The following is a 17,170-nucleotide window of genomic DNA, read 5'->3' as shown; positions in this document are numbered from 1 at the left end:
GATAAGAGCTGAAATTAAAGAAAGAAATAACAGGCGGCTGTCAGGAATATATACGTCCCAGCAAGTGGAATTTAGTCTTGTCCCCTTTAAAAACACGTCTAAAGTCCGCTTTCTTAACATGCCCAGAAAGCCCTTTCTGAGCAGACAGCTTTGTTATTTCTCTTCTTGATTGTATCACTTAATTCTACTTTTAGGAATACCAAAAGTGGTAATCGCTCTTTTTGTAAGAGTAATTGCCACTTTTCTTTTTGCCGTTTTCAAAGTGGAAATAAACTTTTCACTTCACCATTTGTTTTCATTGATCTAAATACCGGTGTCTGACATCTGTTCCCGTTTCTGCATATAGTGGATTACATCCCTTACCTGCATAAGGTTACGTACGTCTTTCATCGGAATATCTGTATCAAATTTTTCTTCAAATGCGCATACCAGATTTGCGACATCCATGGAATTCAGCGCCAGGTCGTTTACAAACTCCGTATCCATAGTCAGTTTATTCACCCCTGTAACTTCGCTTACAATGTCTTCAACCAGATGCAGCATATCTTCTTCTGTCATACCATTACCTTCCTTCTCTGAATTTTCTGCATGGATGTCTTCTTAAATTCAGACTCCGACAGTTTTACAGACTGGATTCTTTTATAGACCGGAAGCTTTGCGTTCAGCGCTGTTATAGATTCCTGTATACTCTCCAGGATTCTGTAATTGTCCGTCTCACTGGTTTTCTCGGCATCCACACAGACCAGCGCAGAAAGTTTGACCTCGTCCAGCGCATTTCCGGTGCTGGCCCCATATACCATAACCTCTTTCACAAGAGGAATCTCCTGGATGTAGGCTTCCAGCTCCTCTGGAACCACTTTTTTCCCGTTGTTAAAAACAATCAGGTTCTTTTTCCGTCCACAGATAAAAAGAAATCCTTTTCTGTCCGTATACCCGATATCCCCAGTATGAAACCAGCCATCTGTAAAGCTTTCCTCCGTTGCGCCCGGATTCTTATAATACTCTTTAAAAACATTAGGACCTTTTACCAGAATCTCACCGTCCTCCAGCTTCATTTCCACTCCTGGAAGAAGAATTCCTACAGAGTTGATTCTGTTTTGGCCTCTGATACTGTTACTGATCAGCGGACTGCACTCCGTAATCCCATATCCCTGAAGTACATCAATTCCATAAGCTACGTATTCTTCGGCTATCTTTTCATTCAGATGGGCGCCACCGCAGCAGATTGTCTTCAGCTGGTCTCCAAGGATCAGATCCATCCCGTTTACCTTCACGGTTTTTTTTGTAAATATACCTTTTTTATATTTTTCCACCGCCTGGATTGTCTGCTCCCGGATACCCATTTTTTCCTGCACACGATGAATCTCTTTGAGCAGATTCTCCAGTATCAGGGGCACTGCCATAAGAATACTTGGACTGTACAGTTTGATATCACGGAACAGAGTCTTCAAATTTCCATTGATACAGATGTTCTGCCCATGCGCAATCATATCCAGAACTCCGCACCCCAGAGAATATGTATGGTAAAGCGGAAGCGGATTGAACATCCGGTCCTCCAGCTCCACCGATGCCTGACAGCAGCACGCGTCATACATCATATTGTAATGACTGAGCACGACAGCTTTGGAAACACTTGTCGTTCCGGAAGTATATACAATCGCCAGCGGAGTATCAGGGCCAATATCTGCGGAAAATGAAAATCCCTGAATCCCCTCCTGCTCTATCTGTTTTCTGCCCTCTTCAATCATCTCTCTGATTCCGGAGTCCATGCGGATCACACGTTCTTTTTTCCATTCCTCAAAGGCTCCTTCAAATTCTTTCTGAACCACTGCATAGGAAGCATCCGCAAATTCAGCCAGATTTAGAATTTCCTCCTCAGGCTGTTCCACATCAATCGGTACTCCTACCGAGCCAATGCAGCCGCCCGCACAAAAAGCAACAATCCACTCGTAAGTATTTTCCCCCACGAAGGCAATATGCTTTCCTGCCATCTTCTTCTGCACCATCATGAAGGCAGCTCCCCGGACATCCTCTACAAATTCCCTGTATGAAACATCCAGCTGATTTCCAGCCCTGTCAAAAGTAGTTATGGCCGGTTTTTTTGCATACAATTCCCGCACGTCCAGCAGACACTCTGGCAAAGTTTTATATAGTTTTACATTCTTATAAATATTCTTCTGCTCCATAAGATCCGTTTCTTCCTTTATTTTCATCATAAGTCCATCGTAGTTTCTCACTGATTCTATCATAGTCTCTCAGCACTTCTTTAAATGCATCCACCAGCCGACCATCAAACTGGGCGCCTCTGCCCTCCTCCAACTGGCTCACAGCCGCCTCAAACGACAGCTTTTTTCTGTAATGCCTGTCTGACATCATCGCATCAAATGCATCCGCAATCGCTATGATCCTGGCCTCCAGCGGGATCTCCTCCCCTTTCAGCCTTCTGGGATAGCCCGTGCCGTCATAGCGCTCATGATGAGCGCAGACGATCTCCCCTGTATTGCTGAACATTTCCATACAGGAAAGGATATTTGCCCCCATGCCGGGATGTTTCCTGATCTCGCTGAATTCCTCTTCGCTCAGCCGCTCCGGTTTACTCAGCACTGCATCTGAAACACCAATTTTCCCGATGTCATGCAGAAGCCCCGCTACCCGTACCCGTTTCACAAATTCTTTATCACTGCTCACCTTTTCCGCCAGTTTTACTGCATAATAAGAAACGCGGTCCGAATGCCCTCTTGTGTACAAGTCCTTGGCATCTACCAGCAGCCGGAGCGCCTCCACCGTCTGCATGTAACTGTCTATCAGCCGCTTATTTACACTGGAGAGCCTCTTATTATTGGCATTCAAAAGCATTTTCAGGAGTGTATTGTGAAGGGCCGTGGAAACCTGTTCTGCATACACCGACAAAAGTGCTTTCAATGTGGTATCCGGCGCCAATTCTGTTTTTGCTCCCATTACACCCAGAATAATCTCCCGTTTTCCAAGAAGCGGCACAAGCAGTACGCCATTATGAAACATAATCCGCTGCTCCGCCATACTTTTTCTGACCGTTTCCACGATCACCGGATAATCCTCCTTCTCAAAATCATAAAATGATTTATCGTAAGATCCGGCACCGCTGTATATATCCCCCGGCAGTTCGACGCTCACCGGATCTGTCAGTACACTGTCCGGTTTTACCCATACAAAACCGTTCTCTGTCTTAGCCAGTAAATTCAGCTCCTCCAGCACCTGTCTGCACAGCTCATCGACCGGCAGCATCTGGTGCAGGTGTGGAATAGAGTCCAGTATACTGGACAACCCTTCCTGATACTGATAAATCGTATTGATATGACGGATACATTTTACACAGCTTTCCACAAGAAGTTCCAGCTGGTCATACCGGCTGCTCTTCTCACAATACCCCTGGATTTCCAGCTCTCTGATCGTATTTAACGGCGGTGCCAGTTCCTTGTGTCCAGTCAGCATGATCACATAAATTCTTGTGTCAAACTGTCTCAGCCGCGCAACCACCTCGTCCCCGCAGATCGGTGACATAATAAAATCCAGGATCAAAATATCGTAATGCCCCGCTTTCAGCTGTTCCAATGCTGTCAGCGGATTTTCCTGTGTCTCCACCTCATAGCCCTTTGTGCGGAAATTGGCACTCAAAGCATCCAGAATATTTCTGTCATCATCCAGAATGAACATCTTAAAACCATTTTTTTCTTTTCCAGCTCTGTTCTTCCGCATTCCTTTTATCCTCTCTCGTCATCTTCTATTGGAAGCCCGACATAGAAGGAGGCGCCTCCTTCCTCATTGTTCTCAACCCATATCTTACCGCCAAACCGTGCCCGGATAATCTCTGCCGAGCTGTACAGGCCCAGTCCAGTTCCTTTTGTCCCTTTCGTTGTACACATAGACCGGAACAGTTTTTCCTGTACATCCGCAGATATACCGGTTCCCTGATCCTTCACGGCAATATATACACTGCCGTCCTTTTTCCATGCTCTAAGTTCAACATCACCGCCTTTTTCCTCCATGGCGTCACATGCATTGTCCAGAAGGTTGTTGATCACCTGGACCATATTATTAATATCTCCCCGTATGACAGTGCTCCCGGGAAGCTGATTTTCTGTAATAAGCCTGCAGCCATTCCTGGCCATTTTACCTTTCAGGAACATTTCCACTCTTTTAAACACTTCATCCATCGTAAATTCCCCTTCGGAGGAAGTACTCAGGTTTGTTGCCATCCCCTTTACCGTTGTTATGATATCCGACATATAGGCACAGCATTCCTTAATTCTTGCAAGCCAGCCGTTCATCTCCCCTGCAATCTCCTGATGATCCTGAGCCGTTACTTCCGGGTCTCCCACGCTCTGAGAATATTCTCTTACCAGGTCTTCCAGAAGCGTCACATCCCCCGATATGGCCATAATCGGAGTCTTAAGATTATGTGAGATACTTCCAATCATCTGTCCCAGGGAAATCAGCCGTTCCCTCTCCATTGCCCGGCTCAGATTCTGCTGCTTCCTTTTCATCTCCTCTTTCAGCTTTGTCACGTCCCGGAACATAGCCAGGACTCCCGCCATGCTGTGCTTTACTAAAATAGGCGTAAGCTCTACGGAATAATACACCTTTCCCTCTTCACACAGTATCGCCTGCTCATAGGAGATCACATTCACAGACTGTTTGCAGACATCAAAAAAATTAAGCAGGTTATAAATCACATCCCGTTTCCGCTCCTCCAGATCCTCAACCACCTGGTTCAGATAACAGTTAATCCTCATTTTATACTGTTCCCCGAAAATTTCATCAAATGCAGCATTCGAATAAATAATACATCTGTCTGAGGACAGTATCACATATCCTTCCGAAACATTATCCACCATGCTCTCCAGGGCGACAGGTTTGATATTAAGAAAATTCAGATAATACACGGCAATTCCATGGCACAAAATGGTAACAAGAAAAGCCAGGGGTGTAGCCGATATGGGAAGATTTACAATCTTCAGGGTTGCCAGAAGGTTGGTGCAAAATGGAACAGACAGCCCTCCGATAAACAGCCCAACCTGTCCCCATACCCTTCTGGTCCTGCTTCTGATTCCATACCTGATCATAATGATCACAACGATAATAGAATAGATATAGTACTGAAGGCCTGAAATAATAAAAAGAGGGCCGAATTTCACTTCCGATGCGTAGATAGAAAACTGTCTGTAAAACAGATGGTGCAGCGGGTTCGTAAATACAATAAGCGAGGAAAGCGCCGGCAGCACATACAGCAGCCAGTAATGTCGTGGAATCTGCACCAGATTCCTGGTAAAAATCAGGGAAATCAGCAGAATGGTCATAATCAGCAGCGCCGAGCAGGCACATGTAATGGCATCCATGACCTGCAGCGCCGCCATGTTCTCTGTATAATCCATACCGATGATTGCCACCAGCCAAAGCAGAAGAAAACCGGCCGAGGAAAGATATAGCTTCTGTGCAGCCGACAGCCTGCCTTTCATCAGACAGCTGACAATAAAAAATCCCAGTACGGCCACCGAAACATCCAGTATATGTCCGACTATTGACATCGATTATCTTCCCTCCCCTCTTCATTGGTAAAGCACTGTTTCAGTTTGCTCATATCCTGCCGCGGCCACCAGAAATCCAGCGCGGCGAGTGCATCCTGCGTCAGTTGTGAATCAAGCAAAACGTCTGCTGTTCTGCTCTGCTGTGCAAACCATGTCTGCGCAAGAGCCTGGATGTAAGGTGAATCCGTCTCCATGCTCTTTCTTTCAAGAACCTTTCCGAAAGTCTCTGCATCTGTTCTCTGCACTGGGCCGCACGCTTCTGCAATACTGCCGATCTCTACCTCATGAGGGCTGCATATATGGTAAGCGGATTTTGTAGTCCCGCTCAGCCTCACAACCGCTTCTGCCGCCTGGTTGACCGGAGTTACCTCCAGCCGATGATGGTACAGCATATCCGGCAGCATCCCCAGTTCCATAATCCCTTTTATCAGCCTGTAATATGCATTCGATTCTGGATTTCTCTGGAATATCCCGTTAAAAGAATTACCTACCAGCCTTCCAATCCGGAATATATTGGCGCAGAGTCCCTGCCTCACCGCATCATCCACCAGCTTTTCTGCCATAATCTTACTTTTTACATAAGGATTCTTCCACCAGTTCTGTCCGATATCCAGATCCTTCTCTGTCAGCACGGCTCCCGTCTCTTTCGTCCGGTCTGTCTGCTCCCCAGCAACGCTGACCGTAGAAATATACATCATTGCTGCCCCGGAAGCTTCTGCAAAGCGCAGCACTTCCCGTGTTCCCTCCACATTGGTGTACAAGAGTTCCTCCTCTGGTGCATAATGTCTGACATCCGCTGCACAGTGGAACACTTTCGCAACGGATTGCCGCATCTCTTCGTATAGTTCAGGTTCCGCCCGGAAATGTTCAGCTGTCATCTCTCCGTCAAATACATGGAGACGGTGCTGGTATTTCTCATAGTATCCTGCACCGAAATAGTAATCCATACTTTCCTCCAGCCGGACACTTCCGCCTCTCACCAGACAGTAAATCTTCTCATTGCCATATTCCAGCAGTTTCTTAAGAATGTAGCTTCCAAGATAGCCTGTGCCGCCGGTCAGAAATATATTCCCCGGCCTGCACATCTTCTCCTCCTGTTCGGCGAGCCTGGCAGGCAGCTCCCACAACTTTTCTTTCTGCTCAGGAGCCTCACCTGACACTGCGGATTCCTGAATCTCTGCAACAAGCATTTCCTCCTGCTCGCGCAGTGTGGGGCAGCGATAAAAGTCATTGATGTCAAACTCATAATTTTTCTGATGGTAACGGTTTAAAATAAGGATCGCCTGAAGGGATGTCCCGCCCTGTTCAAAAAAGGATACATCCCGCAGCGGCTCCCTGCCCAGAACTCCTTTCCACAACTTTGCAATCTCACTGCCCTCTGCGCTGCTGTTCGAAGTATTTTCCCCTGTCTGTGCCAGTTTTTTCAGATCGGTCTTACCGCTGGCAGTCCTGGGAAGCTTCTCCAGCACAATAATTTCAGAGGGCATCATATAATCCGGAAGTCGCTTCTTCATGAACTCTCTGAGAGCCTCTTCGCTGTATTCGTCCGCTTTTACCACCGCGCCTCTGAGGAACTGCACCGCGCCCTGCTTCAGGACAGGCACCGCCGCAGCTTCCTTCACCAGCCCCGACTGCAACATTGTCTCTGCAATCTCCAGTGGCTCAATCCGGTGTCCGTTCAGCTTGATCTGTGTATCCACCCGACCAAGACACTGCCAGTTTCCATCGGCCCTGAGCCTGCCCCGGTCTCCCGTTCTGTACATTTTTTCGCCTTTGAAATAAGGGTCCGGGAGGAAGACCTGATCCGTCAGGTCCTGCTGGTTGATATACCCCTGTGAGAGGCATTCCCCGGCAATATATATTTCTCCCACGGCTGTGGGAGGCACGGCACGGCCGGCTTCGTCCAGCAGATAGTAACGGCAGTTGCCTATGGGCTTCCCGATATGAATGCAGTTCTCCTTAGTGATATCCCCCTGACAGTTATGCACCGAAGTCTCCGTAGGTCCGTAAATATTGAATATCCGGGCATCTGTCAACCGGTTCAGCCGTTCCTTCAGCTCCATGCTCCATGGTTCTCCCAAAAGTATAATCCGGTGTATTTCCCGAAGTGCCTCACAGAATGCCTCGTCCCCCAGACACATCTGAATTCTGGACGGTGTCAGCTGAAGCACGGTAACCTGATCCCGCCTGATGCGCGCTGCCATCTTCCAGGGAAGGAGCATCTCCTCCTCATCAGCAATACTGACCGGATACCCCTTTCCAAGCGCCAGTATAGTCTCCGTAGTAAACACATCAAACACACAGTTCGATGCACATAATATCTTTTCATTTGTTCCTCCCAGCAGCGGTTCCAGATGCGCCGCCAGATTCGAGAGGGATTTGTGGAGCATCACCACTCCCTTCGGCTTTCCGGTGGTCCCGGAAGTAAAGATTACGTTTGCAGCATCCTGCGCACCGTGTTTGGCAGGCGGCGCCCCGGATCCGTCCTCTGTATCCCGGCCGTCCCAGACCAGTTCGCTGCAGGGCAGCCCGCCCAGAACCAGTTCCTGCTGTCCATAAAGTACCAGTCTGACTTCTGACTGCGTCAGCATATACAGAATGCGCTCCCGGGGAAATTCGGGATCGATCGGGACGTAAGCAGCCCCTGCTTTTAGAATGCCAAACATAAAGACAGGAAGAAGCCCCGTCCTCTTTGTCAGAAAAGCCACCTTATCCCCCTGGCCGATGCCCTCTGCTTTCAGAGTACCAGCCAAAACATCAGTTTTATCCTTTAGTTCCCTGAAAGTATAAGATAAGTCTTCTCCCCACTGTACTGCTGCACGTTCCGGATCTACAAAAGCAAAATAATCTGCGGCCTGATCCACCGTTGTCGCATCATAGGGAGTCCTGAGACGAACAGGCTGATCTAACAGCCGGATCTTATCCGCCTTATCCAGCAGGGTAATCTCCGTAAGCAGGGCCTCCGGATTCTGCAGCACTTCTTTGAGCCCCTGCAGGTAACACCTGCTGTAGAATGCGATCGTCACTTCGTCAAACAGACTCCTGGCATATTCGAACTGAAAATGATATCGCTCCTGTATAAACACAGCCTCCAGATTGAGATCCATCTTTACAGCATGCGTATCGAAAGGAAGATAAGTAAGCCCTGCTTTTCCAATTGAAAGCTCCCCGTTTTTCAGGGGCGTCATGGTAAACATCACACTGAAAAGCGGATTTTTTTCTCTTGTCCTTCGGACCCCTGCCAATTCAAGCAATTCTTCCAGAGTGATCTCCTGATGATCCATCATCCCCGTAACCGTCTGCTTCACCGAATCCAGGTACGATATAAATGACTCCTCTGGCCCGGCCTGCATGAATACCGGAAGTGAGTTTACGAATACACCTGTCATCTCCTCCATGTGCTGCCGGCGACGGCCGGAAAATGGTGTCCCTGCCACAACGTCTCTGCTTCCGGAATACCGGCTCAGAAAAAGGCCATAGACAGCCAGAAGAAGCACGAACACCGTAACATGCTGCTGTTCGCAAAAAGCCGCGATCTTTTCATTAAAGACAGCAGGCAATTCAAACTCGTATTTGTCCCCTGTCCCATCAAATACGGGCGGCCTGGGCCTGTCAAACGGAAGTTCCTGCTCCGGCAGTTTCCCGGGCAGCTGCTTCTTCCAGTATGCCCTGCATGGATTTTCTTCCCGATTGTTTCTTTCGCTGACCCACCATGCATAATCAACATAATCCAGTTCCGGCATGGACACCGGCAGATCCTGATAATACAGATTCAGCCTGGCCAGCAGAAACTGGCTGCTGAGACCATCGGATATAATATGATGCATATCCAACAGCAGATATGGTTCATTGTCCGGCAGTTTCAGCATAGCCGCCCTTAAAAGCGGTCCCTTAGCCAGATCAAAGGGCTTCACAAAACTTTGCATTGCCTCCTCTGCGCTGCTGCTCTCCATCCACTGCATATGAAAAGCCGACTCGGGACCGATCCTTGCAACCACCTGGCCGTCCTCTATATGGAATGTAGTCCGCAGCGAAGAATCCTCTGCCGTCATTCTGGTAAATGCGTATTCCAGCCTTGGAAAATCCAGCCATTCACTGAGCCGGAAAGCCGTTGGCATATTATAACTGATTTTTGTCTCATCCAGCTGCTGCATGACATAGAACCCCGCCTGTGCAGGGGTTACCGGATACCAGTCCCGCACTGCAGCCCTCTGAATTTCCGCGCGCTGTGTTTCGGAACGTATCTCCCTGCCCCGAAGCAGGTTGCCCAGACGCCTCAGGACTGCATTGGCATATAGCTCCTGCACGGATATACTCCTTGAAAACTGTTTTTCTACTTCCAGAAGCATCAGCACAGCATTCAGAGAATCTCCGCCCGACAGGAAATAATCTGAATATACGTCCAGATCCTCCCGATCGAGTACCTTCCGCCAGATAGCCAGAAGCTGTTCTTCCACTTCATCCGCCGGCCCCTCCTGTTTCGCCGTCAAAAGCGGCTTCTCAAGGGCTCCAAAATCAATCTTACCATTGCCGGTAAGCGGAAACGCATCCACACGCATGATCGAAGCCGGGAGAAGATACCGCGGCAGGTAATTGGAGGCAAAGGTAAGCAGTTCGCTCTCTGTGAGCTGTACATCCCCTGTATAATAAGCAATCAGCCTGTTCTCCCATACGCCTGCAGCAGCGGTCCCGACTTTTGCATGGCGCATCAGCACGGATTCTATCTCGGAAAGTTCGATCCGATGTCCGAGAAGCTTGACCTGGTCATCTCTTCTGCCCAGATAGATAATTTTCCCGTCTTCCGACCATCTGCCGAAATCCCCTGTACGGTATATACGCCCGCCATCCCGGAAGGGATCGCTTACAAAACGCTCCTTTGTAAGTTCCTCCCTGTTGTGGTACCCCCGGGCAAGGCAGTCGCCGCCGATATAGATCTCTCCCGCGGAACCGGGAGGAAGCGGATTCTGAAATTCATCCAGTATATAGATCCGGCAGTTCTGCAGAGGCCGGCCTATATTCACCGCCTCTTTGTCATTTACAGCGTCATGGCTGACAGCAACAGTCGCCTCGGAAGGGCCATACTGGTTATACAGCGTTCCACATGTATAATCTGCGAGCTTCTTATGCAGCTCAAAAGGCAGGCTCTCCCCACCGCAGATCACAGTCTCCATATGCAGAAGAGACTCACAGAATATAGGATCCTTCAGATACGCAGACAGGCGGGAAGGCGTCAGCGCCATAAAACCGGCATCATAATTACGGATCAGAACACCAAGCTTCTGCGGATGGTTCATCTCCGATTCCGAGGCCAGCACGATTGTTCTGCCGCAGAGAAGGGCAATCACACTCTCCAGCAAAAAGGCATCAAATCCCACGTTGCACAGAGAAAGTACGGCTCCTTTCGGGTACAGGGGCCGCATTGCCGCTGCCAGGTTCATCACACTGTGCTGTTCAATCTCAACAGCCTTGGGCATCCCCGTACTCCCCGATGTGTAAACCAGATACGCCAGATCGTCCGGCCCGGCGGGTTCATATTCCACAATTTCATCCGCTTCTGCCAAATCATCAAACAGAACCAGTTCTGTACAGCCCGCCAGCTCTGCCGCTGTCTCACTGCATATACAAAAAAGAGCCTGACTGTCACACAGCATCTCCCGTTTCCGCTCTCCCGGTAAATCAATGTCCATCATAAGCCAGCTGTTTCCTGAAAAGATAATCCCGCACAATGCAGCATATATCTTCTCGTTTCTCGTCATATGAACGGCAACGGTTCCTCTGCTGCCGCCTGCTCTTTTTGCAATCCCGCGGGCGGTCTGAAAGGATACTTCTGCAAGCTCCTTATAGGACATCCTTCTGCCCCCAAATATCACAGCAGCTCTCTCCGGATTCATCCGGAATATCTCAGACAGCTGATCTGCAATTCCCGCATCCTTGTCATACCATACATCAGTCTGATTAAAATCATAGATCACCTGTTCTTCTGTCTCTTCACTTAATATCAGAAGGCTTGCAATAGGAACATCCGGCTTCTGCAGTGCTTCCTTCAGTATACGGGAGAGGCTCTCATGAAGCCGGTCGATCTCCTCCTCCGAGAATATCTGGGTCAGATAATCATAATCCACAGTAAATTGATTTTCTTTATCCCTGCTGCTCAGATGGATGCAGAGCGATTCGCTCTGATAGCCGCTGTAGAGCCAGCGTCCCTCCAGAGAAACTCTCGCCCCTTTCAGGTGATCCATCTTGCCGTTCTGATAGGACAGAACAATATCAAACAGCGGTTCAGACAGATTCCCGCCGTTTTGATTTACTATTTTCTTTATAGATTCAAATGGAATTCTCTGATGATAGAGTAACGCAAACCAGTCCTCCTGCAATTTATCATTGAACTGGTTCCATGTCATGAAACTATCCAGCTCATTCACAAAGGGCAGTGTATTGACGAACATACCACCGGTCTGCTTATCCTGAAAATTAAGCCTGTTGATAGTAGGTACACCGACACAGAACCGTTCCTGCCCTTTCATACGCCTGAGATAAATTGCCAGGCCCATATAGAAAACAGCAAACGGAGACACTTTTTTCTTCTCGCAGAATCCTCCTATGAGGCGGTTCAGCCGGTTCGACAGCCGATATGACTTTCTGAGCCCTACGGGGCTTATCACCGCACACTGATATTCCTTGGCCGCTGCCGGCAAAATACCAGTGAGCTTTTCACCCCAGTATTTTTTATCTTTTTCAAAAGCTCTGGACTTCAGATATTTCTGTTCACTTAAGATATGTTCTTCATAGGATGGCGTAACGGAAGCATCCGGAGCGTCCCCCTGAAGAAGTTGAAAATAATTATGTATGATATGATTTGTAATTAAAGCATGGGACCATGCGTCCGCAACGATATGATGCACTCTTGTCAGAATTCCCCCGCTGTTCCCGGACGTTTTAAATATCAGTATCTGGCACAACGGAGAATCATACAGTGTAAAGTGCTCTCTGGCAACAGACTGAAACCAGATTCCCACTCCCTGCTCATTCGTCTCTGTAAAGTCAAAGAACGCCGTTCTGGCAGGAATCTCTTCTGTTACATACTGATAAGGCCTTTGGTCCCTCATGGTGATTCTTGTCCTGAGAGACGGAAAAGCCCTGAACACCAGCTCAATACATGTCTGAAGATATTCCAGATTCAGATTCCCCTCAATCTTTAATGCCGTACATATGTTGTTAATCGGGAGTCCCGGGTGTGCCATTTCCAGATTCCAGATATTCATCTGACTACAGGATAATGGCAGGTATTCCACATCTGTCACTTTACCTTCTGCGCACATTCACCTTTCTCCTGTTCACTTTTTCATCTATTTACTGTCCCGGTAACCGTTCGGGTTCATAGACTGCCATTTCCATGAGTCCGCACACATCTCCTCAATTCCTCGTTCTGCAATCCAGCCCAGTTCCTCTTTTGCCCTGGACGCATCACAGTAGCAGGTGGCAATATCTCCTGCACGGCGGGGTTTGATCTGATAGGGAATCGTCCTGCCGCATGCCTTTTCATATGCCTTTACGACATCCAGGACACTATATCCCGTCCCTGTTCCCAGATTGTAAATGTGTACCCCTCTGCTGGTCTTCATCTTTTCAATCGCCTTCACATGGCCCACCGCCAGATCTACAACATGAATATAATCACGGACGCCTGTACCATCATGTGTATCGTAATCATCTCCAAACACGCCGAGACAGTCCAGTTTCCCTACGGCCACCTGTGCAATATAAGGAACCAGGTTATTCGGAATTCCCTTTGGATCTTCCCCAATGAGCCCGGATTCGTGTGCTCCAATCGGATTGAAATAACGCAGAAGCATAATGTTCCACTCTGGATCCCCGGTATGCAAGTCTGTCAGAATCTGTTCCAGCATTCCTTTCGTCTGACCGTAAGGATTGGTGATCTCTCCCTTCGGGCAGTTCTCCGTGATTGGTATCTCTGCAGGATCCCCGTAAACAGTTGCAGAGGAGCTGAATATCATATTCCTGCATCCATGGCTGCGCATCACATCGCAGAGGATCAGTGTTCCGGTAATGTTGTTGTGATAATACTCCCATGGTTTTGCAACAGATTCTCCCACTGCTTTCAGCCCGGCAAAATTGATGACTGCCTCGATATTTTCCTGCTCAAATATGGGTTCCAGATCCTCCCGGTTCAAAATGTCACCTTTATAAAACTTCAGTTCCTTCCCCGTGATCTTCTGCACTCTCTCCACGGCTTTCTCGCTGGAATTGTAAAGATTATCCACTACAACTACATCATACCCTCTATTCAAAAGTTCCACACACGTATGGCTGCCGATATATCCGGCTCCGCCTGCTACTAAAATTGCCATAATACTTACCCTTTCCTTCCTGTCTGCTGTTTATCTTCTGTCTTTTTCCAAACATCCTGGCCGCCGCTATCTGTCTGCCGTTTTCCTGCTCCGGCCTCAGATCCAGGTTCTTTGCCTACCGCCAGAGATGCAGGGGATAGATTCCCTGTTCTTTCATCCTTACAATCGCATCCACAACGCTCTGCTTATCTTCCTTGTATGTGATGCCATACCATTTATCCTCGGATTTCAGTACCTTCACTGTTGCCTTATCCTCATCTATCAGTTCACCTACCACCGTCGGCAGGAAGTATTCACACTTCAAAGGCGATTCTATCAGGTTCTTCTCCAGAAATACCGGAAAACGCGCCTCAAGTTCTTTCATTAAACTATGTGTAAATCCGAACATATTCAAAGATACAATACAGCTCTTGTCTATACTGCTGTATGTCTTACCATCATCCTCTGTAAACACAACGCCGTCTTTTGTCCGTTCAATATGAGTCCGCTCGATAATTCCAGTCAGATATTCATTCTCATCCGTCTCACAGATACCCCGGGATACATAACCATTATCTGTTAATGTGTTGTCCAGACGATAGCCCACCATTGCGTACCTGTATTTCTCATCATCCTCATTCTCTGAGAGATAATGATAAATCTCTTCCAGCGCATGAACGCCGTAATAATCATCTGCGTTAATGACGGCAAAGGGGCCATCGATCACATCTCTGCAGCACAAAACCGCATGTCCCGTCCCGAACGGCTTCACACGTCCGTCAGGCACATCATATCCCTCAGGAAGATCATCCAGCTTCTGATATACATAGGCCACTTCCATATATTCACTAATTCTGTCGCCAATACAGGTTTTAAATTCTTCTTCGTTTTCTGCCTTTATAATAAAAACGACTTTCTCAAATCCCGCCCTCCTGGCATCAAAAATAGAAAAGTCCATAATGATATGTCCTTCTTCATCAACCGGGTCAATTTGTTTCAGACCGCCATAACGGCTTCCCATTCCTGCCGCCATGATCACAAGTACTGGTTTTTCCATACTCTCTCTCCTTTTGTTATCTTATATCACAATAATCCCCGGTTGTATAATCACATGTTTCGGAAATATAATCACATTCATATGCGTTTATTATCTTTACTTTCGTTTTAAATCACATATATTATTATACTTCCTTATGCAGCCAGGGTCAATGCACTAAATTATTATAACATAGAGGATTTGAAATGTGAAGTCGTGGGGAGAGCGGATGGGGGGGGACGCTGCAGAGGAAACGGATATGTGATGTGGCAGGGCTGCTCTTTCGCGAACTGCCCTGCCACATCACATATCCGTTTCCTCTGCAACTGGTACTTCAAGGCGGCAGGACGGCTTCACTTGAAGGGCATCCGGGCGCACTTTGACATTCGCATCTACGTCCGCGAGCGAGGCTAACGCCCGCTCGCTAAATCGTTTTTATTTGGGAGGATAGAAACCTGAGGGTGCTTCTGAAAGGTTTATCATGATGTTTTTCATTTGGGTGTAGTGTTCCAGAATGACCTTGTGTGTCTCTCGTCCGATTCCGGATGCTTTATAACCGCCAAATGGTGCTCCTTCTGGAATTGCATTGTATGTATTGACCCACATACGGCCGGTCTCTATTGCACGGGATACCCGGATAGCTCTGTTTATATCCCGTGTCCACACTGCGCCGCCGAGGCCATAATCGTTGTCATTCGCCATTGCGATCACTTCTTCTTCATCTTTGAACTTGAGAATGCATGCTACCGGTCCGAAGATTTCTTCTCTTGCTACTCTCATGTCATTCGTCACATTGATAAGTAGTGTTGGCTTCATAAAGCAGCCTTTGGCAAGTTCTCCTTCTGCTGCCCTCTCACCTCCGCATGCTACCACAGCGCCCTCTTGTCTGCCAATTTCTATATAGCCCAGTATTTTCTGTATCTGGGCCTCATTGATCTGTGAGCCCATTTGTGTGTCTGCCTCCCATGGAACGCCGACCTTGATCTGGTTGAACGCTTTGACAGCCTCTTCAACAAATCTGTCATAGATGTCTTCCTGTACGAATACACGGGAGCCTGCACAGCAAACCTGGCCCTGATTGAAAAGTATGCCGAGCTGTAGTCCGTCCATGGCCATATCCCATTTGCAGTCATTGAAAAAGATATTTGCAGATTTTCCTCCCAGCTCCAGAGTTGACGGGATCAGGCGTTCTGCCGCTGCGCACGCTACATTGCAGCCTATTTCCGTGGAGCCGGTAAAGGCCAGTTTGCGGAATCCCGGATGGTCCAGTATGTACTGTCCGGATTTGGAACCTGCTCCGGTGATTACGTTAAATACACCTGCTGGAATCACATCCTGTACCAGGCGTGCAAATTCCAGTACGCTCAGTGAGGTGGCGCTGGATGGCTTAAATACAGTACAGCATCCGCTTGCAAGAACCGGAGCCAGTTTCCATGCAGCCATCAAAAACGGAAAATTCCAGGGAACGATCTGTCCTACCACACCGATCGGTTCTCTCAGGATCAGGCTGAGTGTATCCTCCCCCAGCATAACTGCGCTGCCCTCTTCTGCCATGATACAGCCTGCGAAATACCGGAAATGATTGGCTGCATAGGGGATGTCAATTGCCATCGTCTCCCGGACCGGCTTTCCATTGTCCATGGATTCCACCATTGCAAGAAATCCTGCATTCTTATCAATAATATCTGCAATCTTGTTCAGTATTGCCGCACGTTCATTGACACTTGTTTTCTTCCAGCTCTCAAACGCCGCCCATGCCGCATTAACCGCCTCGTCCACATCTTCTTTGGTCGCCTGCGCACAAGATGCCAGAACTTCTCCGTCTGCCGGACATGAGGTTGTAAATACGGCGCCATCGGAAGCATCCTTCCACCGTCCATTAATAAAAAGCTGATAGTTTGTCTTCAATTCTAGATGACCCATATGTTTCTCCTTTCATATCTTTGAATATAAATAGGCGTTTGCGAAACGCCACAACCCTCATAAATACGGCATTTTTCTGTTACTAAAAACAAATAACTCCTCACTGGATATGGTATAATAGAGTTGCCTAGAAACTATAAACCACTACCCAGAAAGGAGTTATTCTGATATCTATGATACCATACAAACAGCTTTCTTTGGCAGATATTTTTCAAGATTGCCAAGATAAATTTGATAATGACAAGCCTGCGTTTCTGTCTCTACTGGAAAACCATATCGACATGGATGAAATTATTCCG

The 17,170-nt window shown here is 47.9% G+C and carries 8 protein-coding genes; all 8 read right to left on the bottom strand.

Translation table 11 applies throughout. The features are described from left to right. Positions 1-303: 303 nt before the first annotated feature. The gene (locus HMPREF0240_RS22285; RefSeq protein WP_035314639.1) at positions 304-558 is read right to left on the bottom strand and encodes a phosphopantetheine-binding protein; all 255 of its coding nucleotides are present in this window, start codon (positions 556-558) and stop codon (positions 304-306) included. Next, positions 555-2,249 carry an AMP-binding protein gene (locus HMPREF0240_RS22280; RefSeq protein ID WP_009005652.1) on the bottom strand — a complete coding sequence of 565 codons (1,695 nt, stop codon included), beginning with the start codon at positions 2,247-2,249 and terminating at the stop codon, positions 555-557. Before HMPREF0240_RS22280 ends, HMPREF0240_RS22285 begins: the two co-directional genes overlap by 4 nt. Beyond that, positions 2,164-3,735, bottom strand: a complete 1,572-nt coding sequence (locus HMPREF0240_RS22275; RefSeq protein ID WP_009005651.1) for an HD domain-containing response regulator — start codon at positions 3,733-3,735, stop codon at positions 2,164-2,166. The genes HMPREF0240_RS22280 and HMPREF0240_RS22275 overlap by 86 nt, the downstream gene beginning before the upstream one ends. A 5-nt stretch (positions 3,736-3,740) precedes the next feature. After that, complete coding sequence (locus HMPREF0240_RS22270; RefSeq protein ID WP_009005650.1) at positions 3,741-5,564, bottom strand: histidine kinase N-terminal 7TM domain-containing protein; 1,824 nt, start codon at positions 5,562-5,564, stop codon at positions 3,741-3,743. Continuing rightward, on the bottom strand, positions 5,555-12,883 hold the full coding sequence (locus HMPREF0240_RS22265; RefSeq protein ID WP_009005649.1) for a non-ribosomal peptide synthetase: 7,329 nt from the start codon (positions 12,881-12,883) through the stop codon (positions 5,555-5,557). The genes HMPREF0240_RS22270 and HMPREF0240_RS22265 overlap by 10 nt, the downstream gene beginning before the upstream one ends. Before the next feature lie 27 nt (positions 12,884-12,910). Further along, positions 12,911-13,933, bottom strand: coding sequence for a UDP-glucose 4-epimerase GalE (gene galE, locus HMPREF0240_RS22260; RefSeq protein ID WP_009005648.1), 1,023 nt, complete (start codon positions 13,931-13,933; stop codon positions 12,911-12,913). Positions 13,934-14,048: 115 nt separating this feature from the next. After that, entirely contained in the window at positions 14,049-14,969 is a 921-nt protein-coding gene (locus HMPREF0240_RS22255; protein WP_009005647.1) for a sugar phosphate nucleotidyltransferase, read from the bottom strand. Between the two features lie 414 nt (positions 14,970-15,383). Then, on the bottom strand, positions 15,384-16,871 hold the full coding sequence (locus HMPREF0240_RS22250) for an aldehyde dehydrogenase family protein (protein ID WP_009005646.1): 1,488 nt from the start codon (positions 16,869-16,871) through the stop codon (positions 15,384-15,386). Between the last annotated feature and the right edge of the window lie 299 nt (positions 16,872-17,170).

The organism is Clostridium sp. D5 (assembly GCF_000190355.1).
Taxonomy (GTDB): Bacteria; Bacillota; Clostridia; order Lachnospirales; family Lachnospiraceae; genus Faecalicatena; species Faecalicatena fissicatena_A.
Note: the sequence above shows the minus strand (reverse complement) of the source record. Positions and strands in the feature narration are given on the sequence as shown.